This is a genomic window from Maridesulfovibrio sp. (assembly GCF_963676065.1).
Lineage (GTDB): Bacteria > Desulfobacterota > Desulfovibrionia > Desulfovibrionales > Desulfovibrionaceae > Maridesulfovibrio.
On sequence record NZ_OY780933.1, the window covers coordinates 1410263 to 1431484 of the forward strand.

Annotated in this window: 10 protein-coding genes; 5 read left to right on the forward strand and 5 right to left on the reverse strand. The window is 46.9% G+C overall.

Annotation, left to right across the window (positions count from 1 at the left end; genetic code table 11):
- The first annotated feature begins 205 nt into the window (after window positions 1–205).
- The 3 genes from torT to ACKU35_RS06245 are packed head-to-tail and all read left to right on the forward strand — an operon-like array spanning window position 206 to window position 6314.
- Entirely contained in the window at window positions 206–1384 is a 1179-nt protein-coding gene (gene torT, locus ACKU35_RS06235) for a TMAO reductase system periplasmic protein TorT (RefSeq protein ID WP_319764171.1), read from the forward strand.
- Window positions 1385–5371: a response regulator gene (locus ACKU35_RS06240; protein WP_319764173.1), complete on the forward strand. Its 3987-nt coding sequence runs from the start codon at window positions 1385–1387 to the stop codon at window positions 5369–5371.
- 4 nt (window positions 5372–5375) lie between these two features.
- Window positions 5376–6314: a PleD family two-component system response regulator gene (locus tag ACKU35_RS06245; protein ID WP_319764174.1), complete on the forward strand. Its 939-nt coding sequence runs from the start codon at window positions 5376–5378 to the stop codon at window positions 6312–6314.
- Window positions 6315–6805: 491 nt separating this feature from the next.
- Here the strand turns inward: ACKU35_RS06245 and ACKU35_RS06250 are convergent, their stop codons facing one another.
- From ACKU35_RS06250 to ACKU35_RS06260, 3 genes are all read right to left on the reverse strand, one after another.
- On the reverse strand, window positions 6806–8200 hold the full coding sequence (locus tag ACKU35_RS06250; protein ID WP_319764176.1) for a sodium:alanine symporter family protein: 1395 nt from the start codon (window positions 8198–8200) through the stop codon (window positions 6806–6808).
- A 246-nt stretch (window positions 8201–8446) separates the two neighbouring features.
- Window positions 8447–9559: an alanine dehydrogenase gene (gene ald / locus ACKU35_RS06255; protein WP_319764177.1), complete on the reverse strand. Its 1113-nt coding sequence runs from the start codon at window positions 9557–9559 to the stop codon at window positions 8447–8449.
- 427 nt (window positions 9560–9986) lie between these two features.
- On the reverse strand, window positions 9987–11609 hold the full coding sequence (locus ACKU35_RS06260) for a sigma 54-interacting transcriptional regulator (RefSeq protein ID WP_319764178.1): 1623 nt from the start codon (window positions 11607–11609) through the stop codon (window positions 9987–9989).
- A 179-nt stretch (window positions 11610–11788) separates the two neighbouring features.
- Here ACKU35_RS06260 and ACKU35_RS06265 point away from each other — a divergent pair, with 179 nt between their 5' ends.
- Both ACKU35_RS06265 and ACKU35_RS06270 read left to right on the forward strand, forming a co-directional pair.
- Window positions 11789–16348: a response regulator gene (locus ACKU35_RS06265; protein WP_319764179.1), complete on the forward strand. Its 4560-nt coding sequence runs from the start codon at window positions 11789–11791 to the stop codon at window positions 16346–16348.
- A 14-nt stretch (window positions 16349–16362) separates the two neighbouring features.
- A complete protein-coding gene (locus ACKU35_RS06270) occupies window positions 16363–17274 on the forward strand; it encodes a diguanylate cyclase (protein ID WP_319764180.1) in 912 nt (303 codons plus the stop codon).
- Between the two features lie 2 nt (window positions 17275–17276).
- Here ACKU35_RS06270 and ACKU35_RS06275 read toward each other — a convergent pair whose 3' ends face one another.
- Both ACKU35_RS06275 and ACKU35_RS06280 read right to left on the reverse strand, forming a co-directional pair.
- Window positions 17277–19952, reverse strand: a complete 2676-nt coding sequence (locus ACKU35_RS06275) for an ATP-binding protein (RefSeq protein WP_319764181.1) — start codon at window positions 19950–19952, stop codon at window positions 17277–17279.
- Entirely contained in the window at window positions 19952–21064 is a 1113-nt protein-coding gene (locus tag ACKU35_RS06280; protein WP_319764183.1) for a substrate-binding domain-containing protein, read from the reverse strand. Before ACKU35_RS06280 ends, ACKU35_RS06275 begins: the two co-directional genes overlap by 1 nt.
- Window positions 21065–21222: the final 158 nt, after the last annotated feature.

Genomic DNA, 21222 nt, shown 5'->3' on the forward strand with positions numbered 1-21222 from the left:
AGATAAAGAGGAATAGCTCTTTGCCTGAATACGGTTAGATTTCTTTTTCTTTGAACATTATTTTATAAATGCATAGTGGTTAACAAAGTATAGCTATTAGCCTATGGTACAATGTGAGGCGGAAATAGATTCGGCCAGTTCCGTGGTTCTGGCTGATAATGTACCAATATCATATCTAGTTATGAGTAGGCAGGTGTGTAGTCTGATGTCCCTTCGTTTAAATCGGTTGTTTTGCTTCGCGATGCCTCTGCTTTTCGTTTCCTTTTTTACTGTAACTATCGGTTTTTCTTTCGCGGGTTTTGCCGTCGCGTCTTCTGATCAGCAGTGGTGGCCTATCCCGGTGAAGAGTTATTATGGTAAGTATGATGTTGCAAAAAAGTCTCCCGGAAAGGCCTGCACAAGTCTTAAGGGGCCCAAGTTGGAAGAGTGGAATGCTCCGCTTAAAGCTAATTTTCCATATCTGATAGGTGTATTGGTTCCACATGTTAAAGATTCCTACTGGGTTGCCGTCAATTACGGTATAATTCAGGAAGCCCGTAGACTGGGGTTGGGGGTAAAGCTGCTCGAAGCCGGCGGGTATGATAATCAGGACAGGCAGATTGAGCAGATTAGAAAACTCAGCCGCGCCGGCGTGGATGGCTTTATCCTTGGTTCCGTCAGCTACAACGGTTTGGATGATATTATTTCCACTGTTTCGACTACTGGTGTTCCGGTGGTGGAAATGATTAATGATGTCCATGCCCCGCAGGTTTCGGCAAAGGCATTGGTCTCTTTTTATGATATGGGCTATTACGCCGGTGAATTCCTTGCAGAGCATGCTGAAAGAACAGGGCATGACAGTATTAGGATTGCTTTTTTCCCGGGACCGAAGTCCTCCGGATGGGCTTCCGATACATTGAACGGTTTTCGGGACGCTTTGCAGTATTTTCCGGGAGGCATTGATATTGTTTCCGTTAAATGGGGAGATACCAGTCCAGTTCGGCAGAGTCGTCTTGTGCGTGAACTCGTGGCGGAACAGAGTAAATTCGATTATCTAGTCGGCAATGCCGTGGCGGCGGAAGTTGCGCCAGCTATACTGGAACAGGCCGGCATAAAAGGAAAAGTCGGTATTGTTTCTACATATATTGTCCCTGCACTATATGACATGATAGCCAAGGGAGAGGTTCTCGCTTCTCCTGCGGATCTTACAATTTTTCAAGCTCGAATGGCTGTAGATATAATCGTGCGCATCCTGAACGGGGAAAAGCCGGGTCGCGATTTGCCTTTTCGTGCCGGCCCTTTCATTCCTACAGTGACTACCGATAATATTGCCAGCTATCCTTACGAGGGGCTGTTCGGTCCCCGTGACTATAAGCCCGTATTTGAGCTGTCTCCGGAGAAATAAATGTTTCAAAGTTTGCGCAGTATGCGAATCAGAAACAAGCTGTTTATAACGTATTCGCTGGCCTTTCTGCTTGCTTTCGGTGTCGGCGGCGGCTTGATCTATCTGCAGGCTAGAAAAATATTACAGAAAACCATTGAAGAAGACCTTGATGCTTCAACAAAGACCATTCTTAATATGGTCTACAGTTCTGCGGATGCTTCAATCAAAAATTATATGCGTGCTGTGGCGGAAAAAAATTATGATATAGTTCGTCACCTTTACCGTCAGGTGCGTCGTGGGACGATTACTGAAGAAGAAGCGAAGAGTCGTGCTGCACAGGTTTTTCGCAGCCAGCATATAGGAAAGACCGGAAGGGTTTATTGCCTTAACAGTAAAGGTATAATGGTTGTTAATCCCAAGCGTAGTCTGCTCGGTGTAGATCTGAGCGGGCTTAGTTTTGTACGAGACCAAATAAAGCAGAAAAACGGTTATCTTGAGTACAACTGGAAGGAACCGCTTGATAAGAAAGCCCGCCCTAAGGCGGTAGCCATGACCTATTTTCAGCCCTGGGACTGGATTATAACCGCATCTTGCTATCGGGATGAATTCAATCAGATAGTCAATCTCGAAAATCTGCGCGAAAATTTTTTGGCTTTGGGAGTTGGTAAGTCCGGGTACCCTTCAATCATAGATTACGATGGTAATCTTTTGATTCACCCTGAATTGGAAGGACTCAACGTATATGATTTAAAAGATCCGGCTCAAAAAGCACTTCTTTTAAAATCTCTCAAGATGAAAAACGGCAGGCTTGAATACGAGTGGAAGAGCCGTGGAGAAGAATTTTCCAAAAAGAAGATTGTAAGCTTTAATGATATACCGGAGTTGGGCTGGATTGTAGCTTCATCAGGATATACGGAGGACATTTTTAAACCTCTTGATGATATCGGATTGGTCATCATGTTCGCGATGGGTGGTGCTCTTCTGCTGGTGATGATCACTTCTGTTTTTATAGGCAAGGCCTTGGTCCGCCCCATTCATGAGTTGCAGAAAAAATTCGTGCAGGCCGAGAAGGGGGACTTCTCTATCCGCATGAAAAGTAAATCGAGTGATGAGCTGGGACTGCTGGCCGATCATTTCAATAATTTCATGGAGAAGCTGAATAAGTACAGTTATTCACTGCGTGAAGAAATTGTTATCCGTAGAAAGGCGGAAGAAGAGATAAAAAGCTATCATACCACCCTAGAACAGAAAGTTGACGAACGAACTCGTGAGTTACAGGAGAGTCAGCGGGTACTGAGTACATTGATGAGTAACCTTCCGGGTATGGCCTACCGCCGGTCAGCTTCCGAAAACATGCATTTTGAATTCGCCAGTGAAGGGACTTTTAAGCTTACCGGATACCGTCCTGACGAGCTTATATCCACCCCCGGTATCAATTATAGAAAGTTGATACATCCGGAGGACCGGGAAAAAGTTCTGGATGAAATAAGGGCATCGGTTTCTTTTTACAAACCTTTTGAGCTGTTTTACCGCATTTTTACCAAGAACGGAGAAGAGCGCTGGGTCTGGGAGAAAGGACAAGGCGTTTACTCTACCGAAGACATTCCAGAAGCGCTGGAAGGGTTCATCGTTGATATAACCGATCACAAAAAATCCGAGGAAGAGCTAGAACGTTATGCCGAGGATCTGCGCTACGCGCGCGATGTACAGAAGGAGAATGCCCTGCGTCTTTCTGAAACCGTGGTAGAGCTCGAACTGGCAAAACGTGAAGCTGATGAGGCCAACCGTTCCAAGAGTGAATTTTTGGCTAATATGAGTCACGAGATCAGGACCCCTATGAATGGTGTTCTGGGAATGACCGACCTTGCCCTGAATACGGATCTTACTCCCAAGCAGCGCGATTATATGCAGAACATCAAGCAATCGGCTCATTCCTTGCTGTCCATCATAAACGATATCCTTGATTTTTCCAAAGTCGAAGCAGGAAAGCTGGAGCTTGAAACATCTGAATTTAAGATGGCCGATGTAATGCAGGTCATATCGGATCTTTTTGCCGGTAAGGCTGCGGATAAGGGGATTGAGCTGGTTGTTTCCGTTGCTCCGGATCTCCCCCTGCTTCTACTTGGCGATCAGTTGAGACTGGGGCAGGTGCTGATCAATCTGACCAACAATGCCATAAAATTTACTGATGTCGGGGAAGTTGTACTGCGTGTGAGTGCCGGTGCTGTCACTAAAGACCGGGCCATGCTGCTCTTTTCTGTCTGCGATTCAGGTATAGGCATTGAACAAGAAAAACTGCCCAAAATTTTTGAGGCTTTTACTCAGGCGGATGGGTCTACCACCCGCAAATTCGGGGGGACCGGACTGGGACTGGCCATTGCCCGGCGTCTGGTGGGAGCAATGGGTGGAAATCTCTGGGTTGAAAGTTCTTTCGGTGAAGGGACTTCTTTTTATTTTTCCATTGAGCTTGGTGTCAGCTCCGATTTATCCGTTGCGGCTGCCCGTCGGGAGATGATCTCTCCGGACCTTCGTGAATTTAAGATTCTTATTGTGGATGATAATGATTCTGCCCGTGAAGTCATGCGTGAGATTCTTGAATCACTGGGCTTCAGGGTCACCGCTTTGGGTAGCGGTGAAGACACCCTCAATGAATTGGCTGAAACCGGTGGTGATCCTTATCAGATGCTTATTATTGATTGGAATATGCCCGTAATGGACGGGATTGAGTTGACTTCACGTATTCGCAAGAATTCGGAAACAGCTGATATTCCTATAATATTAACGGCTGATTTCGGTCAGGATGTGACCCCGCTTAAAGCGGAAGCAGCCGGAGTGAACGCTTTTTTTCTAAAGCCCGTCAACCCTGCCATAATTTCTGAAACTATAATGGATATTTTTGACTGTAAATGTGCAAATGATCCTGAACAGCTGGTTAATTCCTGCGACTGCGGTGAAATAAGGGGCAGACTTGCCGGGGCGAGCGTACTGCTGGTGGAGGACAATGCCATTAACAGCAACGTCGCCCGTGAGCTTCTTGAGTGCGCGGGCATGATAGTCAAGACTGTGGTCAACGGTCTTGAAGCGGTAGGGGAAACCAGGAAAAATCATTTCGATGCTGTTTTGATGGATGTACAGATGCCCATAATGGATGGACTGGAAGCAACCACTGAAATTCGCAAGATTGAGAGCCTGGAGGACTTACCTATTATCGCCATGACCGCCCACGCCATGAGCGGGGACCGGGAAAAATGTATTGACGCGGGCATGAATGACTACGTTTCCAAACCGATTGATAGGAAACAGCTTTTCGATACCCTGACCCGCTGGATTACTCCGAATGGCAATAGAGAGTTGCAGGAGGTCCTCCCGGTGCAGAATAATCATGAGGATAAAGGTACTATTCCTGATTCCCTGCCGGGGATCGATATAAAATCAGCTTTGCAGCGCATGTTGGTAAGGCCGAAATTGCTGTGGGAAATGTTGAATGATTTTAAGGATGATTACTCTGACTCCGGAGAAATTCTACGAAAAATGATTGCTGACGGCGAGGATGAGGACGCCAAAAGGCTGGCCCATACAATTAAAGGCGTAAGCGGTAATTTATCAATATTTTCTCTGCACAGGATATGTTCGGAACTGGAACAGGCCATAATAGATGAAGATTTTAATGCTGTGCAGTCCCTGCTGGATTCGTATGAAAAAGAGTTACGGACCGTTCTCGATTCCATCATTCTGTTACCGGAACTGGAATCCTCGCCTGAGCGAGCTGGGCCCTCGCCGGAAAATGAGGTCGCCGTTGAAGATTTATTAAAAGAACTCAGAGTCCTGCTGAGCAGGAATGATTTTGAATCTGAGAGCTTGTTTGAGAAAGTTGCTTTACGGCTTTCAGAAGCAAGGTTCAAGCCCGGTTTGGAAGCTCTAAAAAAGGCGATCGGAGGGTTTGATTTTGAAAGCGCCATAGTTGTGTTGGATGATTTTGAAAAATTGTTCAATAATTCTAAAGGATAAAGATATGAGTATTGAGCATTTAAAAGATAAAATTCTGATCGTGGACGATGCCCCGACAAATATAAAATTACTGGGCTCGGCGTTGAAAGATGATTACCGAGTGGCCGTTGCTTTGGACGGTCCCGGAGCTTTGGGGATAGTTGCATCCGACGATCCACCGGACCTGATCCTTCTTGATATAGTTATGCCCGGAATGGACGGTTTTGAAGTCTGCCGGATACTGCATGAGAAAGAGGAGACCAGAGATATACCGGTTATATTTATAAGCTCCAGAAGTGAAGTAAAGGATGAAGCCGAGGGCCTGGAAATAGGGGCAGTTGATTACATTACGAAGCCGTTCAGCCTGCCTATCGTCAAGATGCGGGTTAAAACTCAGCTGGAACTCAAAAAGCAACGCGATCTGCTCATGGAGTTATCCCTGATTGACCCTTTGACCGGATTACCCAACCGCAGACAGCTTGAAAACCGTCTTGATGTAGAATGGCAGCGGGCTCGGAGGCATGGTAGTGCCCTGACTGCGATATTCATCGATATCGACAATTTTAAAGCCTACAATGACACAAATGGGCATGCCATGGGTGATAATTGTTTGCGACTGGTCGCACGGGAACTTGCCGGCAGCCTGAAGCGCGGCACTGATCTCGTAGTACGTTTCGGAGGTGAGGAATTTCTCGTATTGCTTCCGGATACTGATATTGACGGTGGACTTTGTATTGCCGAGGAGTTGCGCTCCAATATTGAAAAATTGGGAATTTCGCACACCGCTACCCAGTCACCGGTCGTAACGGTAAGCATCGGGGTGGCAAGCATGGTTCCGGAGAACGCCAACGGAGCCGACATGCTGATTGAGGCGGCGGATAAAGCACTGTATCTGGCCAAGGAAAATGGCCGTAACGGCATTGAATGTTGTACTGATTCTGTCTGTACGCTGAAAGAGAGTTGAATAACTATACGCTGGAACATACTTCCTAAACCATCCTACGCATGTGGACGATTTATTCAGCATAGAAGCCCGGTCCCGGTAATTCGGGGCCGGGCTTTAATAATGCACGCCATAGCCGTAATCCTGAACGAGATTGTTCAGGTAAGAATCCATTAACTCTGTAATAACTTTCAGCTTAAGTCATCGTATGCCGCCAGAGTTGAACGGCCTCCTCCCGGCGAAACGGTCATTTTCAGACATGTTTCGCCCGGAAATTTCAATTTTATGTTTATTTCTTTTAGTCTTGATACCTACCTCCGTTCGCCTTTTCCGTGCATTGATAATGCCCCTTTCAGCGGTGTTTCAGATCGTATGCGGTAGAATCTTCCAGAGTGTTTTCACCGAAGTACTGCACTTCGGTGAAATGTTAGATGCTTTCCAGGTCCCTTCCGGGTGGTGGTATTCACCCGGAAGGAGGTCCTGAGTGAGGTCCTTGTATTGCTTTTACTGAGTTACTTTTTAGTCTCAGTGGCAGCGGAGGGATCTATTTGTTCGGATTTCTTATCCTGCTTCTCAAAGTATTTTTTTGTTTCAGAAACAATAACCGGAGTAAGCAGCAGCAGACCGATAAGGTTAGGGATAGCCATCAATCCGTTAAGGGTATCGGATATGTTCCAGACCAGACTCAGCTTGGCTACGGCTCCAATACCGACGAATAAGATGAAAGCAAGGCGGTAAGGCAGCACTGCCTTGACCCCGAGCAGGTATTCGATGGATTTTTCTCCGTAGTAGCTCCAGCCGAGGATGGTGGAGTAGGCGAAAAGAATCAGGCCGATGGTAACAACATGTTCACCGCCGGAAAAACCAGCTCCAAAGCCCATTGTGGTCAATTCCGCACCGGTAGCTCCACTGGACCATACTCCGGTAAGGATAAGTACCAGACCTGTCATGGTACAGACAATCAGGGTATCGATGAAGGTCTGAGTCATGGAAACCAGAGCCTGTGTTACAGGCTGCTTTGTCTGGGCTGCGGCAGCAGCGATAGGGGCGCTTCCGAGACCGGATTCATTGGAGAAGATACCGCGGGCAACACCCATGCGAATGGCCAGCATGATGGTTGCACCTGCGAATCCGCCGACGGCTGCGGTGGGATTGAATGCCTGCTCGATGATGAGGCCGAGAGCAGCGGGAACTTCAGTGATATTAAGTATAATGATGTAAGAGGCGCCGATCATGTAGAATATGATCATGATGGGTACAAAGAATCCGGTAACCTGACCGATCTTTTTAATACCGCCAAGGATAACCGCTGCGGTACAGACCATGAGAATTGCGCCGGTGATGAATGGGGAGATGTTGTAAGTTGCATGCACTGCGTCGGCTACGGAGTTTGACTGTACCATGTTACCGATACCGAAGGCGGCGATGGAGGCACAGACGGCGAAGATGCTGCCCAGCCAAGGCATTTTAAGGCCGCGGGAGATGTAATACATGGGCCCGCCGCTCATTTCTCCGTTCTCGTCAACGATGCGGTATTTTACTGCCAGAACGGCTTCCGCATATTTGGTGGCCATACCTACGAGTCCTGTGACCCACATCCAGAAAAGTGCGCCTGGACCACCTACTGCGATGGCTGTGGCCACACCGGCAATGTTACCGGTTCCGACTGTTGCGGAAAGGGCGGTCATCAGGGCCTGAAAGTGTGTGATGTCGCCGGGTTCGTCTGTGTCTTCCTTGCGCTTGATCAGGGCAAGGTATAAGGCGTACCACAGTTTTCTGAACTGCAATCCGCGTAGAGAGAAAGTTAACCATATTCCGGTTCCGACGAGCAGAACCAACATTGGGGGGCCCCAAGCAAAGGCACCGATTTTTCCAACAATTCCGTCCAGTAAAGTCAAAAATTCCATATTATCCCCTTGTCAGTTTAACAGGTTACTCCCAGACTGCCGAAAAAAACTCCAGCTGTGGTGCGTAAGTTACCGGTGAGCAGACCGATAGCCCTTACCTGTGGGGTTCTAGGAAAACCCTTAAGTTTGCGCAGATTGAGCTGCGCAAACTTAAAGGCTCTTATGTTTGTTTTTATTTCATTCTTTGGCAGTCTTCCTGATTTAGCAAATAGTCTTATTCGTCACCATCTTATGCAGAATTCTTAATTACAGAATGTCGTCTACGGGAGTGAACTCAAGGTCGAACGCTTCTGCAACGCCTTTGTAGGTTACCTTGCCGCCAACCATATTCAGGCCGGTTTTGATGGCGTGGCTTTCCTGAGCTGCTTTTTTCCAGCCTTTGTTGGCTATCTGGAGAGCGTAGGGAAGGGTAGCATTGGTGAGAGCCATGGTGGAAGTCATGGGTACAGCACCGGGCATGTTGGCTACGCAGTAGTGGATTACGCCGTCGATTTCAAAGACGGGATCGCCGTGTGTGGTTGCTTTTGAAGTTTCAAAACAACCGCCCTGGTCGATGGCAACGTCGACGATTACGGAACCGTCTTTCATGGACTTGAGCATTTCGCGGGTAACCAGCTTGGGAGCTTTGGCACCGGCAACAAGAACCGCACCGATAACAACGTCTGCTTCAAGAATCAGTTCACGCAGAAGCGCGGGAGAGCTCATCATGGGGAAACAATTCTTAGGCATGATTTCTGAGAGGTAGCGGAGTCTTTCGAGGTTCATATCGAGCAGATAAACCTTTGCGCCCAGACCGCATGCCATCTGCGCTGCGTTGGTTCCGACCACACCGCCGCCGATTACGACAACGTTTGCGGGAGCAACACCGGTAACTCCGCCCATAAGCATACCGCGTCCACCGTAGTAGCGTTCGAGATATTTTGCACCTTCCTGAATGGACATGCGTCCGGCAACTTCACTCATGGGAGTAAGCAGGGGCAGATCGCCGCGGCAGCCTTCAACAGTTTCGTACGCGATAGCGACGGATTTGTTTTTGATGAATGCGCGGGTCAGGGGCTCATCAGGAGCGAAGTGAAAATAAGTGAAAACGATCTGTCCTTCACGGACCATATCGTACTCAGAAGCCTGAGGTTCTTTAACATGCATGACCATTTCACATTCAGCGTAGATTTCTGCCGGGGTGTCGATGATCTTTGCACCGGCTGCAACGTAGTCTTCATCACTGAAGCCGCTGCCGATACCGGCTGATTTCTCAACCCATAGCTCATGACCGTTAGCGATCATGACTTCAACACCGGAAGGTGTCATGGAAACTCTGTTTTCCTCAGATTTAATTTCTTTCAAGATACCAACTTTCATTTCCAACTCTCCTGATTTATTTGTTTATGTCCCGCAATCACGACGGGACGCTGTTGAAAAAGAGTCTGAACTCTTGGTTGGTTTCTCTTATCGCAATCAATATGCCAAAATAATGCGTAGCGAGTAGTTTTGGTGGATTTTAAGTTTTTAAAGTCATAAAATCAGATATTTAAGAGCGCAAATAAAAGTTTGTGCCATTATTCACGAAAAGATTCGTCAAATGACTCCAATTCTCAATGTTTTGATTGGAAGTATAAGTTGCCAATAAAAGACATGTGCTTGCATTAACTCATTGAAATAATACTTAATATTGTAATGGTATTAAAAGTTACCATAAAATAGCTAGTGCTTGGTCTTTTTAAGTTTATCCAGCAACAAAGGGGAAAATAGTGGTAACTTTATATACCATCTGTAGTTGAGGTGGCGTTTATTTAACGTTGGTAGCCATCGTCCACGGACGACCTTTATCTGAACTGCGCAGTTGATGTTTTTCAATCTTTTTGAGCAGGGCAGTATGCGAAAGGTTCAGTTTCTTGGCTGCCTTGCGAATACTGGAGGTGGAGTTCAACGCTTCAAGCAGGAGTTTAATTTCATATCGTCCGATCAGCTCTTTTAGTGAGTTGCCGTTGTGTACTGCAGTGGGAAGTGCTTTGCATGGCTGACCGCAGCTGGATTGCTGGGAGTTAAGGTGGATGGAGGACGCGGATATTTCATTGGAGTTGCTGAAAATAGATGCCCGTTCAATCACGTTCTGCAGTTCACGGACATTACCGGGCCAGTTGTAGCTAAGCAGTTTTTCCTGCCCTTCCGCGCTGATGGTCTGCTCTTTTTTCTCCAGCTTGCGGTTAAAGCGATTCAGAAAAGTTCCAGCCATAAGGGTTATGTCGGATCCCCTTTCGCGCAGGGGCGGGATCTGAATGTTGAGCACGTTTATGCGGTAAAAAAGGTCTTCGCGAAAATCACCGGAGGCGACCATGTCATTCAGGTTTTTATTGGTAGCGGTTATAACTCTGGCATTGACCGGAATTTCTTCAACTCCGCCGATACGGCGCACACATCCTTCCTGAAGTACGCGCAGGATTTTGGCTTGCGGGCCGGGCGGCATATCACCTATTTCGTCAAGAAAAATGGTGCCGTTTTGGGCTGCTTCAAAGAGTCCGGGTTTTCCTTTTTTCTTTGCCCCGGTGAAAGCTCCGTCAACGTATCCGAAAAGTTCACTCTCGATGAGTTGTTCCGGTAGGGCAGCACAGTTGATGGGAATGAACGGGCCGGTCCTGCCGCTTTCAAAATGGATGGCACGTGCGAAAAGTTCTTTACCCGTTCCGCTTTCCCCGGTGATGGAGACAATGGTATCAAGTTCGGCGATGCGCTTGGCAAATGTTATCAGGTTTTGTATCGCCGGGCTTTCACCGATGAAATCATCGAACTTAAAATCGATAGGAGTCATGACCGCATCGACCATGGCCTTTACTTCCTGAAGGTCTTTCATGAGCAGGACAGCACCGACAAAACCACCCTGTGAATTGTGGATTGGTTTTGCTGAACCGTAAAAATCCACCCGGCCTGTGCTCGTTACCGCTGATTTACGCCTGTTGACAGGGATCCTTTTCTGCATGCATTCCATGAGCAGATTGTCTTTCGGGGTGATTTCACCGACATAAGTATTAACAAGACTTTCGTAGGGGGTGTTCAGGATGTGGCAGGCAACACTGTTGGCGGTGTTTATGATGCCTTTGGAATTGACTGAAACTATGCCTTCACTCATACCGTCGAAGAGAATTCTGAACCACTTTTCTCTCTTCTCTTGCGGTAAGCGCTTGAGTTCTTTTTGCTTTTCAATGCCGGGCAGGGTTGAGAAAAGTTCCAGAATTTCTTCGGTATCCAGTGAATGTCCACCTTCTATTTCCAGAGAAATCTGGGCGAAACCGTCTTTTTGCTCCACCTCCATGCTGATGATATTCAGCTCGTGCTCCAGCATTAGTCTGGTGATGTCGAAGACAATTCCGATACGGTCTTTAAAAAGAAGTTTGTACTTTTTGTTTTCAGCCATATGTCACCCTTTTTGTTTGTGGCGAACGTATACACTTACCGCTGTAAAATAAAGTTATTTGTGGAAACTTTTTGAACCACGGAGTAACAAAGCTCAAACGATTCATCAGCTTGTCCATTACCTGTGTAGATGGTATTCTTAGCCACCTCTTGCAACCTGTATGATTATATGAGAAATCAGTGCCTTCATTTTCAGCAATTGACCAGACGCATAACTCCAGATTCTTCCGTGGGCTGTGCCTTGTGGTTTTTATATTTCTTTTAGTTTGTCTGACCGGTCCTGTTCGCAATTCCATCGCTTCCGATTCTTCTGAAACCGGGCAGGAAAAAATCAAGTCCGTTCTTAATTTTACGCCGGAAGAAATGGCCTTTATCCGTAGCGGCGTTGTCCTCAAGATGAGCGAGGTTAATTGGGAGCCGCTATCAATAGTTGATAAAACCGGCCGGTTTCAAGGGATAATTGCCAACTATATAAGGATGATCAGTGAACTTTCCGGTCTGAAATTCGAGTTCGAGTACAGCAGATCGTGGCACGAGGTTCTGAAAAAATATAATGAGCATAAGCTGGATATTATTCCGGCCTTGAGCAGCGAAGATATGGTCGGCAGAAAGGTTCTTTTTTCTTCTGTCTATGCTTCATTTCCACTTGTTATTGTTACCCGTGACGACTTCATGACCGTGCATGACCTGAGCCGGCTTGCTAATAAAAAGGTAGCCGCCGGACAATCCTATACAAGCTATAATTACATTCAGAAAAAATTTCCGGATATTGATCTCGTGGGAACCCTTGATGTGGAAGAGGGCCTGCTGCTCCTGACCAAAGGAAAGGTTGATGCCTTTGTGGGGCATCTTGCGGTTGTTGTCGACAATATGAATCGGCTGGGACTTAAAAATCTTAAAATTGCGGGAACGACCAAGTTCGAATTCAAGCATCGTATAGGAGTTTCACCTGAATATCCGCTGGTCCTTTCAATTATCAATAAATCTCTGGCCGCAATTGACGACAACTCTCGTCGCGAAATTCGTAATAAGTGGTTTAATGTCCGCTATGAACAGCCGCTTGACTACAGCAAAATTGTTTTTTTGTTTTCCGGTCTGGTTATTGCGCTGGGTATGATAATTTTTTGGAACCGTAAGCTGTTCCGGCTCAACGAATCACTGAATAAAGAGATCGCCCAGCGTCGGAGGATGGAGCAGGCGCACAATATCCTGTATGAGATCGCCCTGTCCGTATCCCGTGTTTCCGGCATGGATGAGTTTTATTCAATAGTGCAGGGGCAGGTCAATAAGTTGATGCATGCCCGCAACTTTTATATCGCCGCATATGATAGCGAAAATGACCGCCTTACTTTTCCTTATTTTTCTGATGAACAAGAGGCCGTCCCGGTGCCGCGCAATCTGGGTTTGGGGCTTACGGATTATGTGATCAAGACTGGAGAGCCTCTTTTCGGGGATGGGCCAACCCGCAAGAAACTTCTTGATAAAGGCGAATATGAGTTAATGGGGACGGTTTCTGAAATCTGGCTTGGAGTGCCCTTAAAGCTTCATGGTGATGTTGTCGGTGTTATGGCTGTTCAGTCCTATCTTCCCGAACAGCAACTTGATGAAAGAGATTTTGAAGTTCTGCTTTTTCTTTCCACTTATGTGGGGCTTGCCCTGGAAAGACTTTCTTTGATGGAGAAGGGAAGGGAGCAGACTGTGGCCCTTATGGAGAGAGAGATTAAGTATAGGGCTATTTTCGATAATGCCAGTGATGCCATTTTATTGATGGATTTTGACCGTAATTTTGTCAGCGCCAATCCTAAAGCTGTGGAAATGTTTTCCTGCAAATCTGAAAATGAGCTGCTTGCATTACACCCTAGAGATCTGGTCGTTTCGAATCAGCCTGAGGACTTTATAGCCGAGGGTTTTCTGAGTGAGTGGTTTAAGGTTACAAAGGAGACTGGGGAGCTGGATTTTGACGTTGTTTGTAAGCGCCAGAACGGGGAAGAGTTTTTTGCCAGTGTACGCGCCCGTAAAGTGGACATTAGCGGCAGGCCTCTGCTGCAGGCTACTTTGAGTGATGTCACCGAGCAGCGCAAGACCAAGAAAGAACTGCATGATTCCTATCACCGCTTGAACAATATCATTGAATTTCTGCCTGACCCAACCATTGTTATCGACAGTAAGGGTGTTGTGCTCGCTTGGAACAAGGCGGTAGAGAAGGCCACCGGAGTGAGTAAGGAAGACATGATCGGCAGGAGCGATTACGAATACGCCATACCTTTTTATGGAAAGCGCCGGCCGATACTTATTGATTTCGCCTTAAGGGACGACCTCGACCCCCTTACCGACAGGTATGAGTCGTTGGAACGCAGAGGGGAAATGCTGTACGGGGAAGTTTACACTCCGAGAGCTTTCGATGGCGAGGGTGCTTATTTCTGGGGCGTGGCCGGACCGTTGCGCAACAGGGCCGGGAAAATAGTTGGTGCGGTCGAGTGTATGCGTAACGTTACGGAACGCAGGCAGGTTGAAAAGGAGCTGAACCGGGCAAGGCTGGCCGCAGAGGCCGCAACCCGGGCCAAATCAGAATTTCTTGCCAATATGAGTCATGAAATACGCACTCCCATGAACAGCATACTCGGCTTCGGCCATTTGATGCAGAATGCCGAGCTTGATTACGCTCAGCGGGAATATCTGGATAAAATGATGTCTTCCGCAGATTCGCTGCTGTCCATTATTGGTGATATCCTTGATTTTTCAAAGATTGAGGCCGGGAAATTTGTACTCGAAGATATGGATTTCAAGCTGGATGCCGTACTTGAAAAAATTTGTAATATGGTTGCGGTAAAAGCTGAGCTGAAGGGTATTGATTTTGTTCTTTCGATTGATCCGGATGTTCCTTTCCTATTGAGAGGGGACCCTTTACGGCTCGAACAGGTATTAACCAATCTTGTGAATAATGCGGTTAAATTTACCGATACAGGGGAAGTAAACCTGATAGTTACTTGCGAGCAGGGCTGCGGAAATGATTCATGGGTCAGGTTTACGGTTAAGGATAGCGGTATCGGCCTCAGTAACGATGAAATTGCGCAGCTGTTCAATTCTTTCACTCAGGCGGATGCTTCCACCACTCGTAAGTACGGAGGCACTGGATTGGGGCTGGCTATTGCCCGTTCTCTTGTGGAATTGATGGGCGGCAATGTCAATGTAGAGAGTCAGCCGGGAATCGGAAGCTCGTTTTATTTCACAGTGCCTATGGCCAAAGCTGTCAAAGATTCCTGCATGTGCATACCCTCAGTTAAAAAGGGTACGAAGGCTCTAGTCGTCGAAAGTAACAGACTGGCCCGTAAATTTGTGCGTTCAATTCTGGAAAAGGCCGGTTTTCTGGTCGCTGTGGACGGTTCCGCAACCGGAGCGCTGGAAAGGCTGAGAAAACATAATTCAAATGAAGATCTAGGTCTTATTCTCGTTTCCGGTAAGCTTGGTGATCTGTCTGTGGTCGAAGTTGTAACCGAGATCAGAAGTCTAGCCGGGCTGCAGGATGTACCGGTTATTGTCATGGCTCCTGTTTCTGTGGATGAGTCTTTTCGCAATGAAGTTGCGCTGGTTGGGGTTGATGGTTTTGTCTCCCGGCCGGTTACCCGTTTTTCCCTTTACGAAGCTTTGCATAATGAATTTGATGATGCGGCAAGCTCCAGCAGGAACGCCGAGAAAACCGAATATGATCTTAATTTTGGAGGCAAAGCACCAAAAGTGCTTGTTGTAGAGGATAACGAGCTTAATCAGCAGGTCGCCAGCAGAATTCTTGAGGGGATGGGCGTAGAAGCGGATGTCGCTGAAAACGGCCGTAAGGCCTTGAAAGCTTTGGCGGCAGAGGTTTACGGCCTAGTTCTTATGGACATTCAGATGCCGGAAATGGACGGCCTTACAGCCGCAAGGATGATTCGTTCCGACCGGCGCTACGATAACTTGCCGATTATTGCCATGACAGCCCATGCCATGCCCGGTGACCGTGAAAAAAGTATTGCCGCCGGTATGGATGAGCATCTGATTAAACCCATTGATCCTGATGAGTTGAAAAAGGCATTGAAGAAATATCTGAAAGTTGAAGGGGCTGCTTATGTTTCGGATTTAAATGCTTTCGCCGGTGAGGAAACTCGCACCTTGTCCCTGCCCGGAATCGACTTTGCGCGGGGAATGCGTAATGTCGGAGGTAACAGGGAAGGATACTTGAAGGTTTTGCTCGGATTTAAAAATTATTACGCTGATTTTTCCGAGGAGTTGAAAAAGCAACTCTCGGATTCCGCTACGGATCAGGCTCTGCTTAAAATTCATTCCCTCAAAGGGGTTGCCGGTAACATCGGGGCGGTCAGGCTGCATGAACTTTGCCGTGTGCTGGAGGATAGTCTCCAAAATGAAACGGATGGCGGATATGAAGAAATCCTAAGTTCCCTTGTTTCCGAATTGGATAAAATTATCAATGGTTTGAAAGGTTCTGCTTTCGTTGATCCTCCGCAAATACGCGAATATATCTTTGATAAAGAAAAAAGTTTTAATCTTATCGGTAAATTGTATAAGATGCTCGGCGAAGGTGACGCTGAATGCGGAGATGTGCTGGCCGAATTGCGTAGTCACTTCCATCTGGAAGATTACGAGGAACTGCTTGGTGAATTGACCAGACATATAGAAAATTTTGACTTTGATGACGGGCGCTCCGTGCTGGAGCTGATCGCGGCTAAACTGGGCATTAAGCTTTAGAACAGGTATGAAAAATGGAAGATCGAGCTAAAATTCTGATAGTTGATGATGAACGGCTGAATCTAAATGTCCTTTCGGATTTGCTCCGGCAGGAATACAAGGTGGTGCTGGCCAAAAACGGTAATCAGGCTTTAGACCGGATCAATTCCGATAATCCGCCGGATATTGTTCTGCTTGATGTGCTGATGCCGGAAATGGATGGCTACGAAGTGCTGCGCAAGATCAAATCCATTGAGGAAACCAAATCCATTCCGGTTATTTTTATTACCGCGCTGGATTCAGAGCATGATGAAGCCCGTGGACTGGAAATGGGAGCGGTGGATTATATCCGCAAGCCTTTTCATCCTCCCATAGTGAAAGCCAGAATCAGGAATCATCTGATAATCTCACGCCAGCGTAAACTCCTTGAAGGGCTTGCCAATCTTGACGGGTTGACCGAAATGCCCAACCGCAGGAACTTTGAGCTGGCTCTGCAACGGGAATGGCGCCGTTGCAGCCGTTCCGGAGAAAAAATGTCCCTTGCCATGCTCGATGTTGATTGTTTCAAGCAGTATAATGACAACTACGGGCATACTTCCGGGGACGAGATTCTGAAAAAAGTCGCCGGTGTTTTGCAGTCCGAGATTCAGCGCCCGGCTGATTTGGCTGCCCGATACGGCGGGGAGGAATTTGTTCTTCTCCTGCCGGACACCGATTCCGACGGAGGCAGATATATTGCCGAAAAGATCAGGGTGCTTATCTCCGAATTGGAAATCAGACACGAATATTCATCGGTAAGCAATGTGCTTACGGTTAGTCTCGGCGGTGTGACCGTGATTCCATCCACATTTTCAAAAGCAAAGGATATGACCGTTGGCGCAGACTCCATGCTTTATGAGGCCAAACGCAGGGGCAGAAACATGGTTGTCTGGACCGATCTGACCTGATCCTATCTCTTTTCAGGAAACCAGATTTCGTATGTTGTTCCTTCTCCGGGGGAGCTTTTGCATTCAATTGTGCCGCCCAGAGCCCGGGTCACCAGATTGTAAACCAGATGCATTCCCAGGCCTGTATTCCCGGAGCTTCTGGCTGTGGTGTAGAATGGATCAAATACTTTTAATTCCTGCTCGGAATCCATGCCTATGCCGTTGTCGCTGAAGGTCATTTTTACTCCATTATTGCTTTGGATGGCGGAAATGGATATTCTTCCTGCCTCTGTGTCTGGAAAGGCGTGAATCAGGGAATTAGTAACAATATTGGTGATGACCTGCATAAGCGAACCCGGCGAGATTCTAATTTCCAAACCTTTTGGACAGTTGACGATAAGTTCATGCTTGTAGTGTTTGAATCTGGGCTTCAGTGAAAGCATGATCCCTTGAATGTATTCATGCAGGTTAATCTGCCGGACGTCATCTGATTCCTGATCCACAGCAAGCTGTTTGAAGTTACTGATAAGTTTTGCCGATCGTTCCAGATTTTTCATGATGTTATCAAGAGCTTCCCGGCTGGTGCTCAGGAATTTTTCAAGGTCGGACCTTTTCATTGAACCGGATTTGAAGTTTCCATGCAGGTTGTCCGTAAGTTCCTTTATGAAAGAGGCGCTTGTTACGCTGATTCCCAGTGGTGTGTTGATCTCATGTGCAACTCCGGCCACGAGTTCCCCCAGAGATGCCATCTTTTCAGTCTCAACCAGTTTGTCCTGAGTCTGGCGCAATTCATCCATGGATTTCAGCAGGGCTGTGTTGGCATTTTCAAGCTCTGTTGTCCGCATGGCGACCCGCTCTACCAATTCCCGGTTCAGGGATTTCATCTCCTGTTCGACTTCTTTTATACGTGAAATATCAGAGGAAATAGTCAGGATTGCCGGATTGTTGTTCTCCGCGGAAATGTACGGGACCCGTGTTGTTTCGATCCAGTAGCTATTACGTTCCTTATCCCGGAAGTTTTCTTCGGTAAGCAGCTTTTCGTTACGTTTTATGACCCGGCGGTCATCTGCTAAAATCCGGGAGACCTCGACCGGATCGGCGATTATATCTGAAAGGTATTTCCCGGTGATATTTTTCGCCGTTACACCTAACTTTTTCGCTTTGATTTTGTTCACCAGCAGGAGTTTACCTTCAAGGTCGTTGGCGAAAATTTCTTGCGGCAGCAGATCTATTATCTGGCGCAGCCTTGCTTCGCTTTCACTGGCTTTTTGGGCAGCAAGTCTGTTTTCCGTAATATCCAGCCCCTGCAAAAGAATAAAATCAGGATTGCTGTCTTGAATCATGCGCACCGGGGAGAAAGTCCATGCGAAATATTTAATCTCGCCATCTTCAGCGTGGAATGGCAATTCCACCATGGGGGTAAAATCTTCGTGAACGGCCTGATGCAGTGCCTGTGAAATTGTGGAGTGGTGATCCTGCGGGAAAAATGAATCCAGCGTTTCACTCCAGACATGTCTGTCATCAACACCTGCAATCTTGGCTGCAGCCGGGTTCATATCAAGAATACTTCCGGTAGTGTCACAGCTGATTATTGGTGCTTTAGCGGAGGAAAATAGTTTGGAAATATAGGCGCTGTTTTCCGCCAGCATTGAAACCATATCTTCCATCATCCAGCCCAATTTGTTGAATTCCTTGACCTGACCTGGCGTAAACTTAGAGTTTTTGTTGTCTGAAGATACGTTATGGGCGTAATCGGTGAGCAGCATCAGGGATTTTAGAATTTTTTTCTGCATTCCCCATGCGGTGAAAATCGCCAACAGGGTAGCGACGATAAGCAGTACTCCCAAATTCTGCATATAATATTTTTTTAAGGACATGAAGGAAGGATTCAGCTTTGAATAGCCGAACAGCAGCGGACTGTCCGCCTGTTGAGGGAGTATCTGGATCGTGGAGTATATATTCTCATCGTTTATTTTGAACTCTCCAGGCTTGATGTTCATGGTCCAGTCGATGAGTCTTTTCATCTTCGTCTTGCTCGGATTGGATGTGCTTATGATCAACCTGTGCCTGCTGATCAGCGCACCATTGACAGCCGAGGAAGCTTTTTTCAGCTTGTTGATGAAGGATATGTTGGAATTAAGATCGATGCCACCGTACAGGACTCCGATTACTTCCCCTGTCTGTTCATTGAAGATGGGTACTGCGCAGACCAGCATTGTTCTGATTTTGTTCAGTGATCTGAAAGAAAGATAGCCCCATGTAGGGGAGGTACTCATGCTGTTCTTGAATTTATTGCGCAGCTGCACGATAGGCAGGTCAATTATTCCGGCTTCTATCAAGCTTTGCCCGTCTCGGTATATGGTCATTACATCCAGCAGGTAGCCCCGCTTTGAGTTCATAAATTCGTAAAGGGTACGATCCAGCGCATTACTCTTTCCATGGATTATAGCTTCCCGGAATCCGGAATCAAGGGTCATTTCGATGAAATCGTCTTTAATGTCCTCAAGGGTGTTGTTCAAATCCAGGGAAACAATACTTTCAGTCTTGTCGATGTCGATGGCAAGTTCGTTTTCAAGGGTGCTTTTGGAGAGGTAGAACGACCATCCAAATATGAAAATTCCCATAACCACAACTAATGCCAGCATGGGGGCAAGTAATTGTGTGGTTAATCCAGATGGTTCTTTGAAAAACCTCTTCATCAGTTATCCTTTTGTTTTCCGGAGTAGCGAAAACTTGTATTTTGCAGTTGCTGCAATCTTTCTTGAGAAACTCCTTTTTCGAGTATTTCAAACCTGCCGGAAAAGACAAGGGGGATTTGTGACTTTTTTCCAAGTAGATCAAGAATGACTGCATCGGCCATTGCCACACCGCTGTCGTCATTAATACGCATGAGTGTGACGTCCAGTTCCCCTTTCTGGATGGCTTCTATTTCCGGAGAACCTCCGCCCCAGCCGTTGATCATTATTTTGCCCAGCATCCCGGCTTCACGTAATCCGGCTACGGCGCCAAGGGCTATGTCTGTGGAACAGGCATAAATAAATTTAATATCGGGATATTTCCTTGCTATGTCTCTTGCCGCCCGCCGGGCTTTTTCCTTGTTGATTCCGGTTTGGAAAAGCGAGACCAGTTTGAGGGAAGTGTGGGTGTCCATATAAGAGATGAATGAGCGGCCTCGTTCCTCATTGAGATACTCTGTCCCCGGTAGGAGAACAGCATATTTACCCTTCCCCCCGGTTTTGCGGTTATAGTACTCAGCAAGCATTTTGCTCCCCCCCGCATGGTCAAATCCAACGTACATGAATGGCTGTTTATCTTCCCAGTCTTTGAGCGGTGTGGTTATATTCTGGAGTATTATTTTCGGATGTCCGGACATAATGACCGACTCAACCAAGCGTTGATGCCGCATGACGTTAAGGGTGAAAATCAGATAGTCCGGGGAAGTCTGTATCGCTTCACGGAAAGCTGAGGTTTGCTTTCCCATTGGGTCGGAAGGCTTGATGGCGAATTTTAAAATTGTGGGTGCGACGCCGTAGTGCTGTAATCTGTTCCTGAAGGAAAGAATACTTCTGCGCCAGTAGTCGGAAACCTGTCCTCCCGGATATACAATGGCTATTTTGGGGGTGAAAGCTTTATCAAACTGCCGGGGAGTATTTCCCTCTACGATTCTTTTAAAAAGGTTGTCGCGTATCTTTTCTTCAGGATATGCTTTGATGTATTCTTCATACGCATAGTATCTTTCTGCTTTAGTCGTATGGGCGAAAAGCAGAAGAGAAAAGATGGCGATAAGCGGCAGGAGCGCGGCGACTTTCATACTTTCTCCATATTTCATTTATTAAGGGAAATATGGCTTGAGTATATCAGATTTAATGCTGAATGTAACGGTCAGCCCGAATCGGTAATAAATAAATTTGTGCGGTGAAAAGTGAATTTTCCGGTCTGGAAAATCAACGATTAAGATGCGGATAATAA